Origin of the sequence: Proteus sp. GOKU (assembly GCF_015475555.1) — a bacterium.
Taxonomy (GTDB): Bacteria; Pseudomonadota; Gammaproteobacteria; order Enterobacterales; family Enterobacteriaceae; genus Proteus; species Proteus mirabilis_B.
The window spans coordinates 2,051,329-2,072,388 of the sequence record NZ_CP034105.1; the positions used below are offsets into that span (position 1 = coordinate 2,051,329).

Annotated in this window: 18 protein-coding genes and 1 pseudogene; 6 read left to right on the forward strand and 13 right to left on the reverse strand. The window is 34.5% G+C overall.

The features are described from left to right. Positions 1–56: 56 nt before the first annotated feature. Genes EHE21_RS09570 through EHE21_RS09580 form a run of 3 tightly spaced genes read left to right on the forward strand, consistent with a single transcriptional unit; the run spans position 57 to position 4,538 of the window. Positions 57–1,166, forward strand: coding sequence for a 1-acyl-sn-glycerol-3-phosphate acyltransferase (locus tag EHE21_RS09570; protein ID WP_194952550.1), 1,110 nt, complete (start codon positions 57–59; stop codon positions 1,164–1,166). Then, the gene (locus EHE21_RS09575) at positions 1,160–2,041 is read left to right on the forward strand and encodes a phosphatase PAP2 family protein (protein WP_194952551.1); all 882 of its coding nucleotides are present in this window, start codon (positions 1,160–1,162) and stop codon (positions 2,039–2,041) included. The genes EHE21_RS09570 and EHE21_RS09575 overlap by 7 nt, the downstream gene beginning before the upstream one ends. Then, entirely contained in the window at positions 2,025–4,538 is a 2,514-nt protein-coding gene (locus EHE21_RS09580; RefSeq protein WP_194952552.1) for a PEP/pyruvate-binding domain-containing protein, read from the forward strand. The genes EHE21_RS09575 and EHE21_RS09580 overlap by 17 nt, the downstream gene beginning before the upstream one ends. Positions 4,539–4,612: 74 nt before the next feature. Here the strand turns inward: EHE21_RS09580 and EHE21_RS09585 are convergent, their stop codons facing one another. Next, positions 4,613–5,104 (reverse strand): hypothetical protein, encoded by a 492-nt coding sequence (locus tag EHE21_RS09585; protein WP_194952553.1) that lies wholly within the window; start codon positions 5,102–5,104, stop codon positions 4,613–4,615. 276 nt (positions 5,105–5,380) lie between these two features. Here EHE21_RS09585 and catA point away from each other — a divergent pair, with 276 nt between their 5' ends. Further along, complete coding sequence (catA, locus tag EHE21_RS09590) at positions 5,381–6,022, forward strand: type A chloramphenicol O-acetyltransferase (RefSeq protein ID WP_194952554.1); 642 nt, start codon at positions 5,381–5,383, stop codon at positions 6,020–6,022. Positions 6,023–6,114: 92 nt separating this feature from the next. Here the strand turns inward: catA and EHE21_RS09595 are convergent, their stop codons facing one another. The 5 genes from EHE21_RS09595 to EHE21_RS18910 form a co-directional block, all read right to left on the reverse strand. Further along, positions 6,115–7,107: an alpha/beta hydrolase family protein gene (locus EHE21_RS09595; protein WP_194952555.1), complete on the reverse strand. Its 993-nt coding sequence runs from the start codon at positions 7,105–7,107 to the stop codon at positions 6,115–6,117. Positions 7,108–7,241: 134 nt separating this feature from the next. Beyond that, entirely contained in the window at positions 7,242–7,661 is a 420-nt protein-coding gene (locus EHE21_RS09600) for a hypothetical protein (protein ID WP_194952556.1), read from the reverse strand. A 150-nt stretch (positions 7,662–7,811) separates the two neighbouring features. Continuing rightward, positions 7,812–8,099, reverse strand: coding sequence for a hypothetical protein (locus EHE21_RS09605; RefSeq protein WP_194952557.1), 288 nt, complete (start codon positions 8,097–8,099; stop codon positions 7,812–7,814). Between the two features lie 429 nt (positions 8,100–8,528). Beyond that, complete coding sequence (locus tag EHE21_RS09615; RefSeq protein WP_194952558.1) at positions 8,529–9,323, reverse strand: hypothetical protein; 795 nt, start codon at positions 9,321–9,323, stop codon at positions 8,529–8,531. Between the two features lie 902 nt (positions 9,324–10,225). After that, positions 10,226–10,504, reverse strand: coding sequence for a hypothetical protein (locus tag EHE21_RS18910; protein WP_228766765.1), 279 nt, complete (start codon positions 10,502–10,504; stop codon positions 10,226–10,228). On the opposite strand from EHE21_RS18910, the pseudogene EHE21_RS09625 reads away from it, so the two are divergent. Further along, positions 10,494–10,619: pseudogene (locus EHE21_RS09625) on the forward strand (integrase); the annotation flags it as partial. The gene EHE21_RS18910 and the pseudogene EHE21_RS09625 sit on opposite strands and share 11 nt — an antisense overlap. A gap of 131 nt (positions 10,620–10,750) precedes the next feature. On the opposite strand, the gene ahpF reads toward EHE21_RS09625, so the two are convergent. From ahpF to EHE21_RS09640, 3 genes are all read right to left on the reverse strand, one after another. Next, positions 10,751–12,316 (reverse strand): alkyl hydroperoxide reductase subunit F, encoded by a 1,566-nt coding sequence (gene ahpF / locus EHE21_RS09630; RefSeq protein WP_109402331.1) that lies wholly within the window; start codon positions 12,314–12,316, stop codon positions 10,751–10,753. Positions 12,317–12,386: 70 nt separating this feature from the next. Further along, positions 12,387–12,950 (reverse strand): alkyl hydroperoxide reductase subunit C, encoded by a 564-nt coding sequence (gene ahpC, locus EHE21_RS09635; RefSeq protein ID WP_006536680.1) that lies wholly within the window; start codon positions 12,948–12,950, stop codon positions 12,387–12,389. A 282-nt stretch (positions 12,951–13,232) separates the two neighbouring features. Beyond that, the gene (locus EHE21_RS09640; protein WP_228766766.1) at positions 13,233–13,883 is read right to left on the reverse strand and encodes a hypothetical protein; all 651 of its coding nucleotides are present in this window, start codon (positions 13,881–13,883) and stop codon (positions 13,233–13,235) included. Positions 13,884–14,135: 252 nt separating this feature from the next. Here EHE21_RS09640 and EHE21_RS09645 point away from each other — a divergent pair, with 252 nt between their 5' ends. After that, on the forward strand, positions 14,136–14,921 hold the full coding sequence (locus EHE21_RS09645; protein ID WP_194952559.1) for an ATP-grasp domain-containing protein: 786 nt from the start codon (positions 14,136–14,138) through the stop codon (positions 14,919–14,921). 119 nt (positions 14,922–15,040) lie between these two features. Here EHE21_RS09645 and EHE21_RS09650 read toward each other — a convergent pair whose 3' ends face one another. The 4 genes from EHE21_RS09650 to EHE21_RS09665 all read right to left on the reverse strand — a co-directional run bounded on the left by EHE21_RS09650 (position 15,041) and on the right by EHE21_RS09665 (position 20,632). Further along, positions 15,041–16,564, reverse strand: a complete 1,524-nt coding sequence (locus tag EHE21_RS09650) for a carbohydrate porin (protein WP_194952560.1) — start codon at positions 16,562–16,564, stop codon at positions 15,041–15,043. A gap of 696 nt (positions 16,565–17,260) precedes the next feature. Next, positions 17,261–17,416, reverse strand: coding sequence for a hypothetical protein (locus EHE21_RS09655; RefSeq protein WP_164996164.1), 156 nt, complete (start codon positions 17,414–17,416; stop codon positions 17,261–17,263). Next, a complete protein-coding gene (locus tag EHE21_RS09660) occupies positions 17,409–18,410 on the reverse strand; it encodes a PadR family transcriptional regulator (RefSeq protein WP_228766767.1) in 1,002 nt (333 codons plus the stop codon). The genes EHE21_RS09655 and EHE21_RS09660 overlap by 8 nt, the downstream gene beginning before the upstream one ends. Before the next feature lie 383 nt (positions 18,411–18,793). Continuing rightward, entirely contained in the window at positions 18,794–20,632 is a 1,839-nt protein-coding gene (locus tag EHE21_RS09665; RefSeq protein WP_194952561.1) for a tyrosine decarboxylase, read from the reverse strand. Between the last annotated feature and the right edge of the window lie 428 nt (positions 20,633–21,060).

Consider the following 21,060-nt stretch of genomic DNA (forward strand, 5'->3'; position numbering starts at 1 on the left):
TACTTTTTTTAAGAGCGTGGTATGTTTTTGCAGAAGGAATAATGTAAGGAAATCTTATGCCTAATCCAATATTGCCTTCGCCAATAAAAAAAACCTCCTCTTTTGTTGCGGGTTCTCCGCTACCCTTTTATTATCAATGCATCTCAAGTGCAATTAGAGAAATCTACTTTTCCAAAATTTCACTTATTTACCATAATAGATATCAAACTGAAAATACACATCCAAAGTTAATTCTATGTAGTCATCGGAACAGTGCTTTTGATGGTTACATTGCATTAAAAGCATTTTCTAACACTCAAGCTTTAGCTTCAATTCAATTATTAAATAGTCCTTTAATGAGAGCTTTTTTTACGGGTATTCCCGTAGTTAGGAAAAAGGATAGACAACGTTTGGGTGTAAATGCAAATCTATTTTCAAGTCCTTCAGATGCTGCAATTGCACATATAAAAGCAGGCGGTAATTTACTCTTATTCCCGGAAGGCAGTAGCGAATGGGGTTTCCAGCCATTGCCTTATCAACGAGGGGCGGCAAGAATTATTAGAACATTGATCAGTGAGGGAGTAGTTTTTGATATTATTCCTATGGGCTTGTTTTATATAGCCCCTGATAAATTCAGTTCAAAAGTTGAAGTTTATATTGGTGAAAATATTCTTATAAATTCACAAAAAGATAATTTATCAATCAGAGAGTGGGAACAAAATATTCATACGGAAGTTTCTGCATCACTAAATAAAATCTCCGTTAATTGTCCAAATATTGATATTTTTGAGAAAGCATCAGCCTATGCTTTTAATAAAAATAAGGGCGGTGATTCTTATGCTGAATCCTTTATTGACTATCAAAACAATTTATATAAATCAAATAATGATAATCAAAATATAGAAAAAAAATCTCAATCTTCTATATTAATCTGGCGTTATATTTCATTTTTATTTATGTATATCTTATTTCCAATATTTTTATCGTCATTTATTGCGTCTCATTTTGCTGACGCCCGTAATACCATTAGCTTTTTTAAAATATTAGGAGGTGCAATAGCGACTGCAATTTGGCTCCCCATCTTAGTCATGCTCCTATTCTTTTTCCCTGTATTTATTGGTATAAGTTTAGCCAGTGCACTATTCGGTTTTATCTTAATAAGGAAGAAAGGCGCTCAAATATGTTAACCATGAAAGCCAGGATGCTTTTTAACCACTTATTTTCTCTACAATTGTTTATTATTTGGGCATTAGGAACTTATGGAAGTTGGTTAACGAATGCCACAGAAATGTTGTTCCCCATATTTTTAGGCTTCTTTTCATGGGTATTACTCGTTTTTGTTGGATACAAAACACAACAAGCAACCTCTTACTCTCGATTCTATTGGTTTGGTTTATTACAACTGATTGCTTGTTGGACTATTTTTCCTTTGTTTAAATCGATTCGCTATGGTTTATACCAATGGAGTTTTGATGACATTTTATATAAATTAGATAAATTCCTATGGGCTGGAAAAAGCTTGCCAGAATGGACAATTTCTCTACAGTCAGGCTGGCTAAGTGAATTTCTTTCTTTTTGCTATTTTAGCTTCTACTTCTTAATTATTGGCAGTGCCCTTTTCTTCTTTTTTAGCCGAAATAAAACACTGGCCAAAAACTATTTTTTCGGCTTAATGCTAATGTATTTTGTCGGCTTTATTGGTTACTTCTCTATCCCCGCAGCCGGCCCTTATTCTGCTTTTCCTTCTGATTTTAACTATCCAGTTTACTCTGGTGCCATGACATTATTTCTGACTGATCTTGTTGATAAAGGAATTACCGGCATGGATGTTTTTCCTTCATTACATACAGGGATCACTCTTTATATTGTTGGCTTTTTCTATTTTTCAGGTTATCGAAAAACAGCGTATTGCTTATCTCCTATCTTAATAGGACTTGTTTTAGCAACTGTCTATTTACATTATCACTACGGCGTTGATGTCATTGTCGGTGCTTTACTTGCATCATTGGTACTTTACATCACTTGTAAAAATAATAAGGTCGAATATGGAACTCATCTATAAAATTAACGAGCCTATTGCTTCTGAAGTATCTATTAGTGGGGGTAAAGGTGCGAGTTTAGCAAAAACAATTCAGTCACTGCCTGTTCCTGATGGTTTGATCCTCTCTTGTCAAGCTTATCAGTTATTTATCACGCCCTTGCTACCTGAAATTAATCGATTATTATCAGAAAAAAAGCAAGAAATTGAAGTCGTTAGTAAAAATATTCGCCATTTAATTTTACAAGCCTCCATGCCAGAGAACTTAATTCATTCTTTACGTTCAAGATTAAATGAACTCCAATTAAATAATACCGCTTTAGCCGTAAGATCTTCCGGTACATTGGAAGATATGCCTGGAGCCGCCTTTGCAGGACAACACGATACGGTATTAGGTATTAAAACTTTGCCTAATTTACTGGACGCAATTCGTCAATGTTATGCATCTTTATGGCACACGCACGTTATGCTCTATCGCCAACATTTAAATTTACCCCATACTCAAGCATCAATGGCGGTTGTGCTACAAAGAATGATTAACGTCCAAGAGAATGAAGCTGCGGGTGTGGCTTTTTCTGTTGATCCAGTTCAAGGCTCTCTTTCTACTGTATTAATTAATGCCGCATTTGGATTAGGTGAAACTGTTGTTGCTGGTGAAGATCCTGTCGATGAATTTCTTATTGATAGAGAGAGTTTCACATTAAAACAAGAAACGATTGCTCAAAAAATAAATGCCATTGTTATGGTTGATAATGGTACTAAAATCTTACCTCTTAAATCTGCTCAACAATCCATGCCCTCGCTGACAGCAGAGCAGTGTAAACAAGTAGCTGAACTTGCTATCTCAGCAGAAAAATATTTTGATTTCCCACAAGATATAGAGTGGGCATTTCATGATGGAAAATTATGGCTTTTGCAATCACGTAATGTGACACAAATTGCCCCAATTTGGACAAGAGAAGAATCAGCAGAAAGATTCCCTAATCCTATCACGCCATTAACATGGGATATGTGCGAAGCAGGTTTTCACTCATCATTAAACTTTAGCCTTAATCTTATGGGGCTTCCTTCATTTAATGGTAAATGGTTCGGGATGCAGGATTATTATATTTACGGCAACCAAAATGCGGTTTCCTTATATAGTAATCGTCACCCTACATCGATGATGAATGATTTACCTACCCTATTAAAATCTTTGCCTGAAATTGCACAAAAATTCAGTTGGGTTCAAGAATTACCTATTACTTGGATGCGTGATTTAGATAAATATTTAATCTCTATTGGCGCATTGATGAATGAACCATTGCAGGATAAAAGTTTGCCTCAATTATGGGATTATGTGCAAAGAATTAATAAATTAGGAGCTGATTACTTTTTACCAAATATTGCCATATCCTTAACTCAGCGCTCCCTCTATTCTGCATTAATGGCATTGCTAAAACTCTTCTTTAAAGAAGAAAAATATGCACATACCGCATTCGATAATTTAATTGCGATGTCTGAAACTAAAACAGGACAAGTGAATGCAGAACTTTGGGCCCTTTCTCGTTATGTTCGCCAGCACCCTCAACTTCTCAAACTTATAACATCCATTGTTCCTGAAAGTATTATGCGAGAAATTGAGGAATGTGATCCTCATTTCCACCAGCAATTTACCTTATTCTTAGCTAATCATGGCCATAGAGAACTAGATTTTGATGCATATCATCCTACTTGGTTAGATGCTCCACATATTGTATTAACTCAAATTAAAGCGATGGCAGACTTAGCTGATGATAAGCAAACAGATGATCCGTTAGGCAAAAAAATCCTACAGTCAGAAACTGAATTTTCAATTATCTCTGATGCCCCTGAAGAGTTACGCTTTTTCTTACAAGAAATTATTCGATTAGCTCGTGTTTATACTGCTCTTGATGACTTAGAGCATTATCAAACAACTCGTTTAGCCTTACCTATGCGTCGCGGATTAAAAGCATTAGGAGAGCGATTGGTTATTCGTAGTGTTTTAGATTGCCCAATGGACATTTATTTTGCCAATGAACAACCTTTAGCTGATGCAATTCTTGCAGATAATCCTACTGAGTGGAATCAGTTACGTCATAATATATACCAAAATAAAGCAGGATATCTAAAAGCAAAATCAGTCACACCACAATGGATTTATGGTGAAGATAGTTGTAATGAATTAAATACAAATGAGCATCAATTAAAGGGACTAGCGGGTAGCGCAGGTATTATTGAAGGCGAAGTTTATCTTGTTTATGGTCCAGAGAATTTTGCCGAATTTCCACAAAATGCCATTTTAGTTGCAAGAACAACTAATCCTGCATGGACCGCTCTCTTTTATCGCGCGTCCGGTATTATTACAGAAAGTGGTGGGCCATTATCTCATGGTGCGGTTACTGCTAGAGAATTGGGACTACCTGCAGTAATGGGAGTTCGCAATATCTTAAATATTTTAAAAAATGGGCAAAAAGTAAAAGTTGACGGACAAAAAGGCATAATTGAGATTTTGTCCTAATGACTTGAAAAGTATTACAGCTAGATAAGAAAAGCATCTAAACGATGCTTTTCTTTTTTTATTTTAATGATTTTTTAACTATCCATTTTACTGTTGTTTTCTTTCTCTTTTGAGATTTTATTAATATCAATTTTACGAGCAGGTGGTGCAAGTAAAGCGACCAACCCCGTTATTAATAAAATAGCATATAATACCGCTAACATAGATGGTGCATTAAATAGTAAATATGGTGTTAATAAGATAGGGCTAACCGTTAAAACAAGTGAAATAACAATAGGATAACCTATACCTATATCTCTTATTCGTTGAGATAATATAAGTGTAAATATGTAAACTTGTACTATTAAAAACGCTAATTCTATTAGACCATATGATGTAAAAGAGAATTGGTAGTAAAAATAATTTTCAGTAACTAACTCTATTTTTTCGGGATAAAGTGATATAAACCATCTATCTGCTAAGTTCTCTGCAATAGAAAAGAAAATTGTCCAAGCAATTTCTAGACCTAAAAAAGAGAGTCTCCCACGTCTTTGTTGTTTCCATTGATAAGCAAGTTTAGCTTGCATAATAAATCCCTTCATTTTTAAAGTATATCTCTATCTTTTTTATCATAATACACTTAATATTTATCTCCAAAATAATGATGTGATAATCTGATAAAAGCACGAAAATACCTTCAAATTTTGATATTTAGTGCAACAATTTGCTCTTATTATTTTGTGTTTTTTGATCTAACTAAAATATTAAATATATAAGGAGCTACTATGCTACCTATTCAGACAACCCGTTTTGCCCTTCTTCGTTAAAAACAATTTTATTACTTAACAAGAAGGGCTTTAAAAATGAATTATGAAAAAATCAACGTAGAACAATGGAATAGAAAAGAACATTTCTTACATTATCGACATAACCTACAGTGTGGTTTTAGCTTAACAACTAAAATAGATATTACTGTCTTGAAGACAGTATTAGCTAAAAATAATCTTAAGCTTTATCCTGCGATGATCTATTTAATTGCGAAAACAGTTAATAGCTACTCTGAGTCTAGAATGGCAATCAAAGATGATGAATTAATTATTTGGGATTATATCAACCCTGCATACACGATTTTTCATCCAGAGACTGAGACTTTTTCAGAGTTATGGAGCGAATACGTTGAGGATTGGCATTCTTTTCTAGAAGGATATAATCAAGATTATCAAAAATATAAAGATAATCTAAGTCTATCCGCAAAAAGTAATTTTCCCGAGAATCATTTTTGTATTTCGATGATCCCATGGATAAGTTTTGACGGGTTTAATTTAAATGTAGCTAATGTAAAGGATTATTTTCCTCCTATTTTTACTATGGGAAAATATACTCAACAAAGTGACAATTTTTTATTACCGATATCCATCCAAGTGCATCATGCTACATGTGATGGTTTTCATATGGCTAGAATGATCAATAAACTTCAAGAGTTATGTGATGGTTTTTTGGGCTAACTATATTGATTTTTAAATAAAAAAACACCGCTCTTTTATCTATTAATAAAAGAGCGGATTATTATTAAAGCAACTCACTTGAAAACCAATAATCATCTAACTTGTTTATTGATCCATTTTATTTCTTCATTAGTGAATCTAATATTACTTTCTTTAGTTGTATCAGTATCTAACAAGATTTTATCTTTTATTAATTTACTGACAGGTACAATGATATTGAAATGATCGCCATTTTTGATGTTGTATATTTTTAATGGGATATCATGCACCATTGCAACACCACGCAATTCATTAAATTCGTCCCAAAAATAATCGCGTCCCTCAAAATAAAAAGTCGGTGTTTTTATCGATTTAATGTAACGATATACAGAGCGAACGTTAAATTCTTCTTCTTTATTTCTATCGAAAGGCAATTCAACTATCATATCTCCTTCAGCTCTTAATTTAAGATCAGGTATTCCACCCAAGGAGAAAACAGCTCTAAATTTATCACTATATTCACTTGCTAATAATGCTCGAGTTCCCCCCGTACTATGCCCGACGACATAGATACGTTTAGAGTCAATATAAGGCAATGATGCTAAATATTCTCTCGCTGATTCTAAGTCTTCTAATTCACCATAAAACATTTCATAGCGACCTGGATTAGTATTTTCACCACGAAAAGATGGGATCATCAGTACCATATTAGGGTCACGGAAAGTTGCCCCTGTTTGGTCATTATCAATCGGTTTCTTTTGCCAAAAATAATCGTCGCCACCAATTCCGCCGTAGCCTCCATTTAACCAGATCACAGCAGGTAACTTAACTTTTTTATTTGCTGGAGGCGGAGTTAAATAGGCATACATATCTCCCGGCTTTGCCGGATATTTAATCACATTGAATATTTCTGGTGGCGCTTCCCAAGGCGGGTCAATATTATCAAAACTATCGGTTATAATTTCGGTTTTAAAGCGTTGATGCGCTTCATATAAAGTTTCATCACGAACTTCAATATCTGCATGAGCAGAAAATGAGCTAATGCATAACAAGGAGAGAAGTAGCGCAGGAACTACTTGTCTAAGGCACTCTTTATTTATATTCATATCAACTTCCCTATAGATTATTAATTTGGCGTGATAATAGCATAGGTTGTTTGGGGTTTATGAGTGGAGATTTTACTGAAATGTAATTTTTGTGGGAGTGCTAAAACACTACAATTCGTAGTGTTTTAATAAAATTATTTGTTAATACTATTAAATAGTATAGCCCCTACTTTGATGCTACCAATGAGATCTGATAATGCCTGTTCCAACTCTTCCTTATTCATACAATAAATATCTTTATTATCATAAGAAATGATAACTGGATAACCTTCATCGCTCTCTTTCCATTTAGAAATAACTATTTTATTGTCGCTATTGTCTAATTCCATTAATACCAAAGCCATTTCTTTATCCGGCTTTATGTCGGAAAGAAAGAAGATTGTTTTTTGTAAACCGCTTTTAATCAACTCATCAATTATTAATGTTACTTTCTTATTAGTAAATTCTTCTATTGAATTAGTTAGTTCAATAATAACTTGGCTTATCTCTGACTTATGATCATTCGCTTTTTTGGCGGCAGAAACAGATTCTTCTAATATTTTTACAAATTTCATAAACTGTATTCCATTGAAGCCATTACAGGCAAATGATCAAAATAATAATTTCTATCATAAATTGGAATCATAAAAAGGCCATAGATAAATTCCAGCACACATCCCTATGAATACTACTAATCCTACTAAAAAAAACCACATACTATTACCTTATATAGTTAAATTAATTTCTCTTAACTTATTCACTTTATCCATAACCCTATCTCTCCTTTTCTCAATATTTTTCCTTTTCACTTCTTCAAAATTAACTTTTTCACTTTTCTCCGATGAAATTTGAATCTTTCCGTTCTCAAACCAAATCACTTCATCGCCATAACTCAGGCGCATACCGTTCATCACCATTGACCACATTGAGTCAGGCGGTAAATCCAATCCCATTTTTTCGGCAAAAGCTTTGAATTCAGGTATCAAACGTTCCTGATTTTCACTTAATGACACTATTGAAATTATTCGCTGACTTTTTTATGCTCTAAAACCTCGCCAAATAATTTATCCCAATCGCTATGTTGTGAACGTAGGTCGATTCAGGCTCAGAAATCCCCCATACGGGCGGATTTTAAGCCCCTATAGTGTGGATTTTTAATATCGGGTGAACTGCCGATCCACAGTTATTGACAGGACTCTAAATATACAGGCCACTCCCTATGGGAAACCTTCCTCGATGACCTTAATCAAAAAAGACATAAAATTGTTCATGGTAATGACTTTGGAAACTCAATGAATGGACAGGAGTTATCTGAACTAAAAAACAATGTGAGAATTCTACAATATGGGTAATTATTAATTATCCTATCCCATCTAAATTAATAATAAAGTGGAGTTATATTTTTAGCTCCACTTTATTAATACTCTTTACATTAAATTTTACTATAACCCGATTCTCGATAATAAACCTCTTCTAAATCTTTCATTTATTTCTAACTCTATTTTTTCATCAATTATCTTATTATATTTTTTCTCTATATTCGAAACTTCAATTTCTATCTCTGCTACTTTATGAAACACAGGGATCAATGAAGGCATATCTTTTTCTATAAAATTATCTAAAAATTTATTATCATCTTCATTTACAGATCTAGATGGATCCCCCACCTTAAAGAAATTATTTAATATTTTATCTTGGAGTTTATCTTTAGACATTTCAGTAAACTTATCAGATTCAATTTTAAGACGATCCTGTTCCTTCTGTATTTCACTTTGCTTTTTGTTATATGAATCTACCACTTCATGGTATGAACCTGTGACTAATGATAATTCAACATGAAGCTGTCGTAATTCTCCTCTACAACTTCTTAATTCATATCCTATTTTCTCTGCTTTTTTTGACAAATCCATAGCTGATTTAAGTGTATCTATTAAATACTTTTGGTATTCTATTGTTAGAGATGGCCCCGTCCCCTTTTTATTTGCAATATATCTACTCTGTAGTTCTGAGTAATAATTTCCTATACCAAAATATGCTTTTGAATATTCATTACTTTTATAGTTACATTCCAATTCCTTAACTTTTAATGGACTATAATAATCTTTTATTAAAGTAGTCCTGAATGATTCATCATTTTTAAATTTTTCCAATAAAACACCGAAAATTAGAGTTCCAATGACAATAATTATTAAATTAAGAAAAAATTTTAAAAACTCAGATTTAGTTTCATTTTTCATATATCCTTTCCATACAGATTAATGTACACCTTTTAATTATATTAAGACAAATAGCAAGTTTATTCTATTATAGCATTATTTTAATTATCTCCCCTCTCGGAAACCGGTTACATCGGTTACACTCTACAAAAACCACCTATAACCCACTGATTATAAACAACTCCGTTGTAACTTTTTACTGGTTAAAACGGGTTACAAAACAAAGGTTAAAAAGTTACATCCTTATAAAACAATAAGTTATATTTTTAATTTGTAACCTCTTTAAACGGTTACACGTAACTACAAAGTAACCCATTTGTAACCTTTCCTAATCTCTATATTTCTACGTTTAATCAATATGATATAAACCTACTTTAATTTTGTAACCATTGTAACCGCTTTCCGAACCCCCCCCCCCCCACAAATTCTCTATTTATATAAAAGAGATTAAATAATGCATATTTATTGTACAAATATTTATATCTTCTCTATTTTATTGTTCTTGGTAATTATGATAATTTTCTATAGATAAAAGGAAGGCTGCACATCGGCAGCCTTTAGATGAATGAAGGGAGAAACTAGCTCTCGCTGTTTTCCTGAAATACCCAGCACTTAATTACTTCAGGTCTTTTAAGCGCACTCCCTATCGCCAGTGAGTTATTAAATTGACTGTTTACTACACTCCTCACGGTCTTAATACCTACAAACTTATGCATACGCCCTGCTTTTAGTAAGTTTTTAATATCCGTATTTAATAACATTGATTGCCTGTGTTCACTGGCTACCTGTGCAATATGGTTAAAATTCACAGCATAAACGCCCTGTTCAATACTATGGCTCATTATCTTGTAAATAATCAAACATATCCCAAAACTCCATAACTGGCGGTTGATCCAACTGAATGGCTTGAACACGTTGTTTAGCTAACTCAATAATAAAGTTACGGTTTGTCGGATATGCGCATCTTTTACAGGCAATACCAACGCTAATGTTTCCAATAATGCGATTAGCTGTGCATGATTCTTGGCGATCCGCTCATGGTTAATCGCCTTATCCGCAAATAACTGCGCCTGCAAATCATCTACACGCTCATTATATTGTTTTAATATTGTAGCTTCTTTCATTAATACCTTAGGTAAAAACCCTGATAGCTTTTCAATGGGATAACGTTCAAGGGCGATAGCGGCATAGTTACAACGCATTTTAGGACACACTAATTTGCAACAAACGTTGACCTATGCACACTTTGCGCCAGACTTCTTACAAGATGCCATTCAATATAACCCTTTGAAAGGTAGCACAGAATTACTGGTTTAGAGTGTCCACATATTGTCCACACTTGAACACTTAAGGGCACTTTCCAGCCCTTTTTGATGGTTTTGCGTACAAAAAAAGGCATCTTAAAAAAGATGCCTTTCTCTATAACTTATTGATTATCTTTAATTTACTTATTTTGCAGTCGTGCGAATTAAGTAATCAAATGCGCTTAATGAGGCTTTTGCACCTTCACCGGCGGCGATAATAATTTGCTTATAAGGAACTGTTGTACAGTCACCAGCAGCAAATACACCTTTGATATTGGTTTCGCCACGAGCATCAACAACAATTTCGCCCATCTTATTACGCTCAACAGTACCTTCCAGCCACTGTGTATTTGGTAATAAACCGATTTGAACGAAAATACCTGCTAATGCAATATCGTGCATAGAATCATTAGTACGATCTTTATATTTTAGACCCGTTAACTTAGTGCCATCACCATACACTTCTGTGGTTTGTGCATTTAAGATAACTTCTACATTGCCTAAGCTACGTAATTTTTTCTGTAATACAGCATCTGCTCTCATTTCCGGAGCGAATTCTAAGACCGTTACGTGTTCAACTAAGCCCGCTAAGTCAATTGCAGCTTCAACACCTGAGTTACCACCACCAATAACAGCAACTCTTTTGCCTTTAAACAATGGACCATCGCAGTGTGGGCAATAAGTTACACCACGAGTACGATATTCATTTTCACCGGGAACATTCATATTTCTCCAGCGAGCACCTGTTGCAATAATTAAGCTGCGGGTTTTTAAAATTGCGCCTGATGCTGTTTCAATTTGGTGTAATTCCCCTTCTGATGCCCCAGGAATTAAACGACTAACAGTTTGGCTATCAATCACATCCACTTGATAATCATCAACATGGGCTTTTAATGCACCAGCAAGTTTTGCACCTTCGGTTTTCGGTACTGAGATATAGTTTTCAATATCAACAGTATCCAGAACTTGGCCACCAAAACGTTCACCAATAAGACCTGTATTTAAACCTTTACGAGCTGAATAAACAGCAGCTGATGCACCCGCAGGACCACTACCCACAATTAATACATCAAATGCATCTTTTTGGTTTAACAATTCTGCAGTACGTTTTTCTGCATTGCTGTCTACTTTGTTAACGATTTCAGCTAAGGTCATGCGACCTTGACCAAACTCGTTACCATTTAAGAATACAGCAGGAACGCCCATGATATTACGTTCCTGAATTTCATTTTGGAACATGCCTCCGTCAATCGCCGTATGTGTGATCTTCGGATTTAAAATCGCCATTAAGTTTAATGCCTGAACAACATCAGGGCAGTTATGACAAGAGAGCGAATAATAGGTTTCGAAATGAAACTCACCGTCTAACTGACGAATTTGTTCAAGTAATTCTTGTGCTTCTTTTGATGGATGACCACCAGTTTGCAGTAATGCTAAAACCAAAGAAGTAAACTCATGACCTAATGGTGAGCCCGCAAAGCGAACACCTGTTTCTTTCCCTGGGTTGGTAATAAGAAAAGATGGTTTACGTACATTAGCGTTATTATCTTCACGATAAGTAACTTTATCGGATAATGGTTCGATTTCTTTTAATAGCGCTTGGATATCAGCAGAATGTTTGCTGTCGTCTAATGTTGCTACTAACTCAACTGGCTGGGTTAATCGTTCTAAATAAGCTTTCAATTGAGCTTTTAAATTATTATCTAACATTTTTGCACCCTCAATAAAATCGGGTGCCGAAACACCCGATAAATAACTTTTTTAGTGGCTTAATTCTTATTTAGATTTTGCCAACTAAATCCAGTGATGGAGCTAAAGTTGCATCACCTTCTTTCCATTTTGCTGGGCAAACTTCGCCTGGGTGGCTAGCTACATACTGAGCAGCTTTAACTTTACGCAGCAGGTCTGATGCATCACGGCCAATGCCTTCAGCTGTGATTTCAATTGCTTGAATGATACCTTGTGGGTCAACAACGAAAGTACCACGGTCTGCAAGACCTTCGTTCTCACGCATATTTTCGAAGTTACGAGTTAATGCGCCAGTTGGGTCGCCAATCATGCCATATTTAATTTTACCGATAGTTTCTGAGCTGCTGTGCCATGCTTTATGGGTAAAATGTGTGTCAGTAGAAACTGAGTAAATTTCTACGCCCATTTTTTGGAACTCAGCATAATGATCAGCTAAGTCGCCTAATTCAGTTGGGCACACAAAAGTGAAGTCTGCAGGGTAAAAGAAGAAAACGCTCCATTTGCCTTCGACGTCCTTTTCAGTCACTTCTACGAATTGACCGTCTTTAAATGCCATGTTTTTGAATGGTTTGATTGGGGTATTAATTAAAGACATTGTATTTCCTCCTGTTTGGTATGGGTCTAATGTACCTATTCCACTTGAGAATAGCTAATACATTCCTGCTATCAGTTCAATAGGTTTTACCTAATGAGTTGAAGAAATTGATAGAGATAGGTTAACGAAATGTAGCTATTAAAGCAAATGTACAACAATCAAGTTTTGCCTACTTTCTATTAACCACGCTTTCTATTTAATATCCTTACCTTCAGTAACAACACAGTTATAACATTATGAATTATAAAATTAATATTTAATCTGTCGTAGATGAATTTAATATTACTGTGCTAATTTTGCAGGCTTTAGAATAGTGTAAGTACACTCAAATGCTGCCTTTTGAATACGATAAATATCTTGGTTATCCTTTGTGGATTGCACAACCGCATCGCCCGATTGGAAACGTTGCAATTCTCCCCAAGGTGCCTTCATTGCAAATGGAGGTGTAGAGTCAGGTACGATAAAGTAATTCATCTCAATGCCTTTGGGGGTAAAAGGCTGATAATCACTAGGATAAGACGCTAAATTAATTTCACTTTTCTCTGAGGTATTGTAACGCTGGGCGAATTTAGCTTTTCTTACCAAGATCTCCTCATTACCGGTTTCTGGGCAAATATTTTGTACTACCCAATCACCTGCTTTTGCGGGTTCAGAAACTGTTTCAACCCCTTCGCCTTTAATTATTGTAGTGATGATCTCACCTTCTTTGGCAGGCCTTGCTAATACAGGTTTTGTTTTAATTGCAACACCTGTGATCCCTGCTTGTTGAGCCAGAGTAAAGTAAGCTACACGTTCTTTTTGTGGCAACTGAGAAAGATCATTGGCAAATACAAATGAAGGAATTAAGGCTAAACCTATTAATAGTATTTTTGTTCTATTTTTCTTATAGGTTTTATCGTTATTTGAATTACTGTTTTGTATATAGAAAGACATTGAATTATTTCCTGATAAATATCATCCGTACTTAATACGCTATTTAAAGTCTGTAAACGCTAGACCGATTATGGCAGGAAATAAAACAATGGCACGAGCAAAATCAGTTACCTAATCGAGAAAAGATCAAAAAATCGAGAGATCTCACAACTTATAAAAGAGAACATGTAATTAAAAGAAAAAAGGTTCAAATTGTTAAATAAAGCGTTAGGATGCCTCTCATTAGATCCATTTAATTAAAAGAAATTACTTATGCAAATAATTTACCCTGACGATTATTCAAAAACAGGCAAACCTGATGAAGCCTTTGAACAAGAATATCTTTGCGCTCAAGCGCTAAATATTCATTGTTTGTTGCTCTCATCAGAAGATATGGCATTGGGTAAATATAAGTTTTCACATCCTTTTAAATCAGATCCTCCCGTTATTTGGCGTGGGTGGATGCTAAATAAAGACGAATATCAACAGTTATACCATGCTGTTAATACTCATGGTGGGCAAATGCTTGAAACTCCTGAAGATTATATTCAAAACCACCACATAACAGGTTGGTATGAAGCGTGTAAAGAATTCACACCAAAAACAGTATTCACAACTGAGGATATTGACTTTGAAAGCTTAACTCGCCAACTCCAATGGCCTGCCTATTTTGTGAAAGACTATGTGAAATCTTTAACAACTACGAGAGGTTCTATCGCCCAAAATGCTGATGAAATTAAAGAGATATTAAAACTTATTGCACAGTTTAGAGGTGATATTGAAGGTGGTGTGAGTCTTCGCTATGTTGAGGAATTTCTTAATGATAGTGAGCGTCGATATTTTGTTTTAAATAAGAAAATATTCTCTGCGGATGATGAAATTCCTGAGTTTGTGAAGAAAGTAGCGCAACAGGTAAACACACCTTTTTATTCCATTGATGTAGTCAAAAATACAGTGGGAGAATTACGCTTAGTTGAAGTTGGTGATGGGCAAGTATCGGATATTAAAGAGTGGTCAGCTGAAAAATTAACTAAGGCTTTTCTTTTATCTGGTATCTGATGTTTTATGTTCCAACAACTATGCAAATAATATAAAGACCTCAATTAACCAACAATACTCGGTATCTTGAAGTCTTTATATATAAACTCAATATCTAACAATAAGTACCAAAAATAAGGTTAAAATAGATATTTAAAGCGGATACGGGCACCGTAACGATCTTTATCACTGTTATGTACATTAATATCGTCTTTACCATCTATACGTGAATAATAAGCACCTAAATAGGTTTTAAAGTTATCCATATCTAAAATATTAGGTAGTTCATAAGAAGCAAATACAGTGTTGATATTATACTTACCAGGATTGAGCGTCAGATAGGTATCATTTTGACCACTATTGTTTCCGCTTTTTTGATAATAAGCTTTAATATCATTATGAGCGTAAATATAACCAAGTTGAAATTTACGCCATAAAACATTACTACCAACAGAAAAATCATTTTCATCTTTAGCGTCGAGATAAGCAGCACTTAAATTTGCAACAATGCCGTTAATTGGATCATCAGCTAAAGTGTCCCATTTTACAGTTAAGCCATAACCTGTACGTCGTGATTGATCTTGAAATTTTCCATTTTCATCATCATAACCATAGGCTTTACTTATCACGTTCGCATCTATTGCTCCTGCAATAGTTAAATTGTCTTTCTGCCAGGCAACAACAGGACGCATATAAATAACATTCTTACGGTTATCAAGTTTACGCCCATGATATTCATTGTCTTTAAAAACAGAAGTCCCATCTTCAACTAAAGCATTTAGCTCAAAATACCAATCGTTATAGTGTGTGTTAACCATCATGCTACCACCATCACTACTACGACCTCGCCCTTCTTTCATCATATAGATATAGCCAAAACCATCACCATATAAATCGTTTGCTGTATTACCTGAATACTCGACAAATGTATCTTGGTTTAGAGGAAACATATCGTAAGCTTCATAACGACCAATTTTATATTGCCATTTATCACGTTGACCAAAGTAGAAAACAGCATCATCTAGATTCATTTTACCCGTCATGTCAGCCATTGGCTGAGCACGAAAACCAGCATAATTACCGTTTTTTAATTCTCGCTCACCATCCACACCAATTAAAATACGCCCGTTAAGTGACCATTTTTCATTATCATCAAAATCTTTTTGATTACCGGGCATCATTCTCATCGATGTTAGTTGCCCTTTCTTACTAGCAGCATCGATATTATATTCAACATCACCATACAATTTGAGATCACCCCAATTTGTATTGGTAGAGAAAAAGCCTGTACTTTCATTATTTTTCGTACTAGCAAGCTGAGCAGATTGTTTTTGTTGGACTTCATTAAGTTGAGTTTGTGCAATGTTTACTTTTGCTTGAGCCTCATCAGATTGCTTTTCTAATATAGCAATGCGTTGCTCCATGTTGACGGTTGTAACATGATTCATTGCTTTCTTTTCTTGGGATAAACTGTTGGAATTAATTAATTGTTCAAGGCGAGCCGCTTTTTGTTCTGCAGCGGCAGCTCTAGCTTCAGCGGCGGTTGCACGTTGTTCAAGGGCATTTAACCTTGCTTCAATTGCACTTATATCGGTTTGTGCGTTTGCACATAATGGTGTAGCGAGTATTAAACTTATCACAACAGATAATGCTTTTACTTTCATTCGAATATTCCTAAGTTAGCAAATGTTGGTTTAACAGGTACGGCAAATACAAAACTATCGATTTTGTTAATCTATAGTTCTATCTAATGAGCGTATTGTTATTTTTATTCGATAATATTATTTAAATATCAATCGGTTATTCGCATCTTTATTTCTATTCTTAACAATAAATAAACCCATATCTTCATTACCTTGCCATTATCTTTACCGATTAACTTCCAGTATCATAAGCAAGACTATGTTTGAACTGAGGTACTTATTCTCGTTTAAGTACTTACAAACACTTATTATTTTGATTTGGTATTTAATTTATTGTTATTTCAGCATATCTCTGGTTTAAGTTTTCAAATTGTTTAATGGGTTCACTAACCTAAATAAAATAATCGTTAATATGGAACATTTCCACAATCATTTGTGATTTTTTTGAGGTTGGTACAATAACCTAAGAAAAAAGACATAAATGACCATCAAAAATGAGGGCATAGAAAGAAAATAAAGTGATTTATTAAGTAAGGTTTAAACCAAGCAAAAGATAGTTAAGATCTGAAGAGACTAATTTTATAACGGTATTGTTAGCTTCTATTATTTAGCAACCTTGCTATAAGAATAAGCTAATACGGTGAAGAGAGGATAAACAAAATGAGAAAGGTGAAGAGCTGACAGAGGTCATGTCATTATAACCTCCGTCCATCATTATCATATTCTGCCGGGTTTACGTAACGCTCTGCGAAAGTAAGAAACTGGCATTTTAGGGCAAATTTGTTCTTTTACTGCTGGATTATTTTCTAAATCATCTTTGTCTATTTCATTATTTCTTCTTGAATTTTGTAGCTGAGTATCTGTTTTATTCATCTTCCCTTTCCTCTGAGATCAATGCCTCATTAATAGCTTCAATTTTCTCAACTGCTTCATTAAGAATAGAAGCAATACGTCCTGCTCTTTCCACAGAGAGCTCTTTTAACACTAATTTATGGCGTAAAACGGCTTTTAATTTCCCAACAGCAGATTCAATTTCTTCAGAAACACCACCTGCGTTTTGAGATAAATCTCTCGCATAAGCCAGTTTTCTTTGAATATTGGCATCTATTTCCTGATGTTCTGCTAAAAATGCAGTACCTTCAGCTGTAATGCTGTAGTTTTTACGGCCTTTTTCAGCAATCGTAGCAACTAATAGATCTTGCTCTTCAAGTAGTGTTAGCGTCGGATAAATAACACCTGGGCTAGGTACATACAGTCCTGAAGAAGCCTCATCTATTTCTTTAATAATTTCATAACCATGACTTGGTTTTTTCGAGATCATGCTAAGTAACAGAACTCGTAAATCACCATGATCAAACATACGTTTTAATTGGCGGCCTTGGCCTTTTCCTCTGCCACCACATCCACGACCACGTTGTTTACCTTGACCTTCAGAACCATGCTCACCATGACAACACTCACCACGCCCTTTATGTCCATGACCGTGTTCACCGTGACGACATTCGCCACGTCCTTCGTGTCCATGACCGTGTTCACCGTGACGACATTCGCCACGTCCTTCGTGTCCATGACCGTGTTCACCGTGACGACATTCGCCACGTCCTTCGTGTCCATGACCGTGTTCACCGTGACAGCATTCACCGTGTCCTTCGTGTCCATGACCATGTTCACCGTGACAGCATTCACCATGTCCTTCGTGTCCATGACCATGTTCACCGTGACAACAATGCTCACCATGATGTTCTTGGTGTTGGCTATGTTTACCTTTACCGCCACAACGCCCTTTTCCGTGACCATGTCCATGACTACCATGTTCGCCATTTTCAGCACGCTGTTGATAAAGTGAGTTTAATGCTCGAATCATCATAAATATTCCCTCATTGTTTTAGATATATCGAATTTATGTAGTGCATAATAATCCGATATATCTAAATGATCAAGTTTTAGATATATCTAAATGCACATCTAAATTGATTTTCTTATTAACAATATGATTTATCTATGATTAATTTTTTAAAATATAGGCTTAATTATGAATGATTCTCATTCTCTAGCTTGCTTTTATGTGCTATCAATGAAAAGAAAAGTAGTAGCGAAGAAGAAAAAACAAAGTATCTTTAAAACAAGTTAAGTGACACCGTCACCTAGTGCTATTAAAAAAAAAGCGAAGATAATGAGTAATAACCCACTACTTCGCTTTTTAACAAAATTTATTTTAATTGTAGGAAATATAACAAAAACGAGATATCACTACTTATTATCTAATGCTGATAAAACCACTTCCTTAATATATTGATATCCAGCTTCAATCTGTTGTTCGTCACAGGTTTCAGTACTTTTTATAGTCAACTGCAACAAATTTAAGTGTTTGATAGTTTCCCACTCATTGTCATCAAAATCACACTCAGAACAAAACTGTGCTGGTGCATCATCGCTATTACGAGCACAAAGCGTTAACAGACTTAAATCTTGTTTATGATGACTTTTTACAACCAAGTTTTCATGGATTGTTTTATTAAGGTCATTTTGCGTTTCTAGGCTCTTATTTCCTTTTCTTACAATCGCAAAATTTAGTTTATTAAAGTCAGATGCAGATAAAACACGAATGTAATAGTGCTTACCTTCTTTTTCGAAAGCCGTTGCTTGATTAAAAAATTGCTCAAGTTTGACGCGCGTTTCCCATTGAATTTGTGCATATTTTCCATATCCAGATGAAGTAAAAGGATAGAGTTGATGCACACTCCACATCGACGCTACTGCGGGTGCAGATTGAATACCATCAATTTTAGGAACATCATCCGCTTGCTCTGGGCATAATCTAGGAGGATTTGTTAAAAAACGACTAATACGTGCATCTTTAATACATACAACACCCGTAGGATATGGTGAAAATCCAGCTTGAAACGGTTCGAAAGAGACTGAATCAGCGAGAGAAAGTTGTGTGATACTTTCATATATTTCGGGTGTCAATTCAAGTAATGGGGCTTCTTTTTTTAATTTCTTACACAAAATCTGATAAGGGATAAGATCGTAATTATCATCAAGAAATAAGCTTTTCATATAACCAAATTGAGATGCATCAATATGGATATAAAATGAATTGTTGAATTTTTCCTCGCACTCTTTTCTTAGTTCAAAAAGTGGCTTTAACTTATCAACACAACCATAAGACGGTGCGCCTAATATTCCTATGACGCCAAGAATTGGCTCACCTTGTTCAATCAGACGAAAAACAATACTGCGTGTTTTTTCAATATCAGTTTTAAATGTTTCATCAATAGGCAATGCAATAAGGTTGTCATACCCCAACCCAAGTATATCCATTGCTTTTTTCCAAAATTCAAAACGGGAAACAGGAACCAGTAGTTTTCCTAAATGCATTGTTTTTGTCATGCCCGTTCCTCGGCATGTTAGATGACTAACATCATCAAAAATCCCGCGCTCATTGAGTTGTTCGCTTATTGCTAAAATATCCGTGACAGACATATTGAATAACTCAAATGCTTTTTTATCTGCAACCAAATCTCGTGATTTTGGATGACGAGCAATTGCCATTGGTAATGTTTTTAAATTTCTGAGCGCCCATAATATTTCATAGCAAGCAAGAGTATGGCTTGTTGTGATATGACCAAATGCATCTTCGGATGAAAAACCAATTAACTTACAGAGATCATCTGTAATTTTCCTTTCTTGCTCTTTTAGTAAGGGGGAATGGTTATTAAAAACATTATCTGAATTGTATACTAATGCAGAAAGATAACCGAATTTCGCCAATTGCATCACTTGTGAATGATGATGAGAAAAATAAGGTTCAATATCAGATTGATTATAAATATTTTGCTGTTTTAAAGTCTCTAAAATACTTTCATAAGCATGATCTACTGCTTTTTTTTCAATAGTATTACTTTTTATTTTAGCGTCTAAACTCTCGCTATTATTTCTTTTCACTTTATTTTCTTTAGGAAAAGAATACTCACTATTCATTAGTATTTTTGCCATCTCTCGATGATAACATGTAAGGGTATCAACGGTTCGGGTATAGTATACACGCTCTGTAGCACTCAGACAGGTTTGTTTGTAATTTGCCATCATCGCACCTATATATAAATTTTTATTATCTGTTTTAATGAGAATTATGTTTATTGATCGTTAATAATTAACCTTTATTCAAATGATATACTACATGATGAGTAAGAATCTTCTTTATTTTATTGATATTAGTTAATATTTTTCTAATTTAATTTAAGTAACTGACACTTTGAGGATAAATGATTTAGCTTTATTTGTTAGTTTCTTTAACTTATTATCAATTTTGATTTAAGTTATATTTCTGTGGATGTGATATTATTTTTGCTAAGGTCAATACTTAAATCTCCCCTAATTAGAATCAATGAGTAATTATATCGCTTAACACCCATTATAAAGAATAGATATTAAATTACTTATCTAAAATAGGAATTTATTTATTTAAATGTAATTCATTTTTTCTTCAATATATAAAAAAACACATGAAATAT

Coding starts and splice junctions, on each gene's coding strand:
- EHE21_RS09640 (WP_228766766.1), bottom strand. CDS start 13,883: ATGTCTTTCTATATACAAAACAGTAATTCAAATAACGATAAAACCTAT.
- catA (WP_194952554.1), top strand. CDS start 5,381: ATGAATTATGAAAAAATCAACGTAGAACAATGGAATAGAAAAGAACAT.
- EHE21_RS09660 (WP_228766767.1), bottom strand. CDS start 18,410: ATGATGATTCGAGCATTAAACTCACTTTATCAACAGCGTGCTGAAAAT.
- ahpC (WP_006536680.1), bottom strand. CDS start 12,950: ATGTCTTTAATTAATACCCCAATCAAACCATTCAAAAACATGGCATTT.
- EHE21_RS09665 (WP_194952561.1), bottom strand. CDS start 20,632: ATGGCAAATTACAAACAAACCTGTCTGAGTGCTACAGAGCGTGTATAC.
- EHE21_RS18910 (WP_228766765.1), bottom strand. CDS start 10,504: ATGCGTTGTAACTATGCCGCTATCGCCCTTGAACGTTATCCCATTGAA.
- EHE21_RS09595 (WP_194952555.1), bottom strand. CDS start 7,107: ATGAATATAAATAAAGAGTGCCTTAGACAAGTAGTTCCTGCGCTACTT.
- EHE21_RS09580 (WP_194952552.1), top strand. CDS start 2,025: ATGGAACTCATCTATAAAATTAACGAGCCTATTGCTTCTGAAGTATCT.
- EHE21_RS09585 (WP_194952553.1), bottom strand. CDS start 5,104: ATGCAAGCTAAACTTGCTTATCAATGGAAACAACAAAGACGTGGGAGA.
- EHE21_RS09655 (WP_164996164.1), bottom strand. CDS start 17,416: ATGAATAAAACAGATACTCAGCTACAAAATTCAAGAAGAAATAATGAA.
- EHE21_RS09570 (WP_194952550.1), top strand. CDS start 57: ATGCCTAATCCAATATTGCCTTCGCCAATAAAAAAAACCTCCTCTTTT.
- EHE21_RS09615 (WP_194952558.1), bottom strand. CDS start 9,323: ATGAAAAATGAAACTAAATCTGAGTTTTTAAAATTTTTTCTTAATTTA.
- EHE21_RS09600 (WP_194952556.1), bottom strand. CDS start 7,661: ATGAAATTTGTAAAAATATTAGAAGAATCTGTTTCTGCCGCCAAAAAA.
- EHE21_RS09645 (WP_194952559.1), top strand. CDS start 14,136: ATGCAAATAATTTACCCTGACGATTATTCAAAAACAGGCAAACCTGAT.
- EHE21_RS09650 (WP_194952560.1), bottom strand. CDS start 16,564: ATGAAAGTAAAAGCATTATCTGTTGTGATAAGTTTAATACTCGCTACA.
- ahpF (WP_109402331.1), bottom strand. CDS start 12,316: ATGTTAGATAATAATTTAAAAGCTCAATTGAAAGCTTATTTAGAACGA.
- EHE21_RS09575 (WP_194952551.1), top strand. CDS start 1,160: ATGTTAACCATGAAAGCCAGGATGCTTTTTAACCACTTATTTTCTCTA.